The sequence below is a fragment of the Lishizhenia sp. genome (genome assembly GCF_033720595.1).
GTDB lineage: Bacteria > Bacteroidota > Bacteroidia > Flavobacteriales_D > Crocinitomicaceae > Lishizhenia.
Window position 1 is genome coordinate 1 of the sequence record NZ_JAWWCF010000229.1, and the last position, 3,885, is coordinate 3,885.

Sequence of the window (3,885 nt, forward strand, 5' to 3'; positions counted from 1 at the left end):
AAGCTTTCTTAAATTTGCCCTAAATGGAGACCTTTAATAACATCTTTACACTTCGCGCCGAGGCTTCTTCTTCCTTGATGGAATTATTAGAGAAAAACACCTTAGGTACGAATGGTGCGAAATACAAGCATTTGGATACAGCAAGAAGAATGAAACTCTTGTACAATCCATTATTTTTAAGCCTAGAGCGTAATGAAAAATGTTTAGGAAACGTTACTTTTTGTCGACGCGAAAAACAATGGTATGTACGTTATTTTGCCTTCGATACGCTCGTGCAAGGTGCCGGCAAAACTCCTTCCAAAAAGAAAAATTCAACCTTAAAAACGAATCTAAACGCTTTCTTTTTGGATAAACTACAGTCTGGAGCGGCCGAAAGCTTTTATGCTTATATAGATCCCAAGAATGTAAAATCACTTTGGATGAGTGAGCAATTTAACTTTGTAGAAAAGGCCAACATTGCTACGCAAACTTTTTCTCGTGTTCACCCTCGTGCAAAAATGAAGATAGAGATTTGGAAAGATCCGGCGAAAATTAAAGCTTTGGTAAGAAAGCAATTCGGACATCAAAGATATTTTTTCGATTTTCACATTTACTCCAATACAGATCCTTTTTATGTAGCTAAAAAAGAGGGTGAAATTGTCGCTTTTGGTAAATTTCACCATGCCAATTGGGAATTCGAACGCATGCCCGGTAAAATGGGAGGTGTACTTACGAAAGCTATCCCATTTATTCCTGGTTTACGCAAAATTATCAAACCAAAAGCGCATAGCTTTTTAGCTCCTGAAGCTGTTTGGGTAAAAGAGAATAATGCTCAATATATGAGCGATTTCTTTGAAAGTGTATTACAAGCTGAGTACCGTAACCTCATCTTATGGTGGATAGATGAAAAAAGCACATTATACCGCACTGTTAAAAGAAAGGTCAATTGGGGGCTTCTACATAAAATCAATGGCGTACACGAAGTGAAATTTGTAGAAATTAGCCCTACAAACGATTCTTCTTCTTTCGAAGAAGAAGTTTACAGTTGTGCCTTTGATTTTATTTAGTGTAGCTCAAAGTCTACTCTTTCAAAGAGTGCTTCCATTTTTTCACTTACTGGATATATACCATGCTTAAAAATAACGATGTTGTAGTTTTTATTCTGTAATTCTTGAAGGATTTCAGTTGAAGGTAATTGGTAATATGCAACAATATCCGTTAAAAACATGGCTTCTATCGCGTAGGGATAGTTGAATAAAACAGTGTTTTTCGGACAATCCCTTCCAAACGCTTCTATTTCGCCAACCCAAGATTGATTTCTATCTTCTCCCATCCAAGGTTTAAGTCTTTCAACTGAATAGCGTACAGGTAAAAATATAAGTAAAACCATAAGTATAATTGCCAGTGCCCTATACTTAAATCCCTTGGTTTTTATTTCATAAAAGGTCCACGCTGTCATTAAAAAAAGTGCTGGTGAACTGATGATCAAATATCCTTGCATTTTAGTGGATACTGAAGAAAACACCAAAAAAGGAATTAGAAACCATAATAGTATTGCCGTTTTCAGTGAAAAGAACTTCCTAACTTTTAAAGCAAAATAGATTATGGGTAAATAGACTAATTCTCCATAATTAATTCTTATTTTATGAAGGTAAAAGAAAAGGGACCCCTGATGTGTTTCTACCACATGATTGAGGTGTTTGAAATTATATTCTGCCTCCCATTTCGCTTCTAATGGAAAAACCGTATGTATGTAATAATGCCAAGGAAATACAATTACAAACACAATCGTCGATATTAACAGCATGTTCATTACCAATAATCTCCATTGTCCTTTATACTCGGACATAAACATTACACCGTAAATGGGTAAAACAACAAGTGCGGGAAGCCATTTGGTTAGCAATGCACACGATAGTACAAGTGACATAAAGAACAAGATCAATAGCGATTTTAATTTAATGGCTTTTCTAGCTAAAACTATGGCTAGTAGTATAAAAAATAAAAAGTGAACATCTATGTGATCTGTAGTTACCCGACCTGCTACTAACTCAAGTATAAGTCCATTTATAGTCAAAAAGAACGCAGCTAAAAATGCAATCTTCCTGTTCCAAAAATCTCGCCCCAACATATATAACAGATAAATACTCAATGTAGAGAGAATTATAGATGGAATACGAATAGCGAAGGGACTGACTCCAAATATTTTAAAACTTACAGCGATGGACCACAAAGTTAGCGGTGGTTTATGCAGCCAAACTTCATTATGGGTCCACTGTGTATAATCGTATGCTAACAATGGATTTGCATACAATTTCGGCACCCAAGGATTTTTTAATAAATTTTTAGCAACAAGTGCGTGATACCTTTCATCCCAAGGGTGAGGATAATTATCTAAACCTATATAAATACGTAAAAACAAACCACCCAACAAGAGTAAACCTAATCCAATAGTATACTGTTGCTTTTTCTGAAAAATAAAAGCACAGAAAATAAAGATGGAAGCTCCAAAAAACAGGGTTAAGTCTATTTGCATTTCATTAAAAAAGTAAAATAAGACATAAAAAAAATACCACGCAAGTAAATCAAATGGCACTTTAATTTACCGCAATGGTATTTAAAATTAAGGAATGATTCGAGAGTTCCTTAGGATTGTGGGTTAAGTTGCAGGTATTGATTTCTTCCTAACGTTAGGTAATACGCGAATACCAACGTTAAAGAAACAACACCTAATGTGAACGGATTATAGCCATACACATAGGGGCCTTGATAGAAATACATACCCATTACTGTTAATGCAAAAGCAATGTATAAATAGTTGGAAAACTTAAATCCGGATAATTGAATTTCTTTCTGCTCATCTTCTTGAAGAGTAACCTCTATGCGCTTAGAGGAACACCAGTCAATTTTCGCATGAATTTCATAATCTCCCGGAGGTAAATTTAATGTTTGAGAACATCCGTCCGCTATTTGAGTAACTTCTACGTCGTCTAAAAAGATCTTTATATCGCGTAGCTTGTTCGCCCATGCTGAGGAACGGTTAATAATAAGTTGTGTCATAGTTTTAGTGTGTTTGGCCTAAAATTGTAAATAATTTCGTTAAATACGAAAAATTAACAGAGGTTTTTCCTAAGAACTTAGTTCTTAAAAGGCCTCACCTATAGTTAGGTAAAACCCTGAGCTCTCTTTAGATACACCATAATCTATGCGCAAATTTATCCTTCTTTCTTTGTCTAGTAAGAACCGTAATCCCACACCTGCAGTGGTTTTAAAATGTTTCAATGCAAGTTGAGATAGTTCGGGTGCCACCACGGCATTTCCTACAAATACAACAGCCCCAAAACGCCACCAAAGGGGTGTTCTATATTCTGTTTGCCATCCAATGAGTTGTCTATCTCTATAATACCCTTGATAATACCCGCGCATTTTCTTGTTTCCCCCGAGCATAGATAGGTGGAAAAAAGGTGCTTCTCCGGCAATAAATCTTCCGTATACATAAGTGGCCAATACCCTATTTTTTTTAAAATCAAAATATTTAATGGCATCTATTTCACTTACATTGTAGGTATAGTCACTTCCAAAAATCGATGAATAAAAGGTTGAATTCGCCCTAATTTGATAGCCTTCTGTTGGATAAAAAGTACTGTTTCTGGTATCATATCTCCCTGAAAATCCTAGTCCCGAAATAATACCACCCGATTTACCCAATAAATTCTGGGTATAAATCAACCCCAAAGTATCTAGGCGAGTAAAATTCATTTGATCAAAAACATACTTTACTCCTAAGTAAGTGGCAGGTAATATTCTTCGTTCTAGTGTAGCCCTGAGTCGGCCAAAGTTTAAATTATACGACTCTAGACTGCGCTCTCCATTACCAATTCCATGGAAATAATAGAAATACTTGTA

Annotated in this window: 4 protein-coding genes; 1 reads left to right on the plus strand and 3 read right to left on the minus strand. The window is 35.6% G+C overall.

The features are described from left to right. The first annotated feature begins 23 nt into the window (after positions 1–23). A complete protein-coding gene (locus R3333_RS12985; protein WP_318959199.1) occupies positions 24–1,046 on the plus strand; it encodes a hypothetical protein in 1,023 nt (340 codons plus the stop codon). Here the strand turns inward: R3333_RS12985 and R3333_RS12990 are convergent. The 3 genes from R3333_RS12990 to R3333_RS13000 form a co-directional block, all read right to left on the minus strand. Next, positions 1,043–2,515 (minus strand): ArnT family glycosyltransferase, encoded by a 1,473-nt coding sequence (locus R3333_RS12990; RefSeq protein WP_318959200.1) that lies wholly within the window; start codon positions 2,513–2,515, stop codon positions 1,043–1,045. The genes R3333_RS12985 and R3333_RS12990 overlap by 4 nt on opposite strands. Before the next feature lie 110 nt (positions 2,516–2,625). After that, positions 2,626–3,039, minus strand: coding sequence for a hypothetical protein (locus R3333_RS12995; protein WP_318959201.1), 414 nt, complete (start codon positions 3,037–3,039; stop codon positions 2,626–2,628). An 84-nt stretch (positions 3,040–3,123) separates the two neighbouring features. Next, a partial coding sequence (locus tag R3333_RS13000; RefSeq protein ID WP_318959202.1) for a BamA/TamA family outer membrane protein occupies positions 3,124–3,885 on the minus strand: 762 nt, incomplete at its 5' end.

What these genes read in the sequence shown, in the direction of transcription:
- R3333_RS12985 (WP_318959199.1), top strand. Translation starts at nt 24, where the DNA reads ATGGAGACCTTTAATAACATCTTTACACTTCGCGCCGAGGCTTCTTCT.
- R3333_RS12990 (WP_318959200.1), bottom strand. Translation starts at nt 2,515, where the DNA reads ATGCAAATAGACTTAACCCTGTTTTTTGGAGCTTCCATCTTTATTTTC.
- R3333_RS12995 (WP_318959201.1), bottom strand. Translation starts at nt 3,039, where the DNA reads ATGACACAACTTATTATTAACCGTTCCTCAGCATGGGCGAACAAGCTA.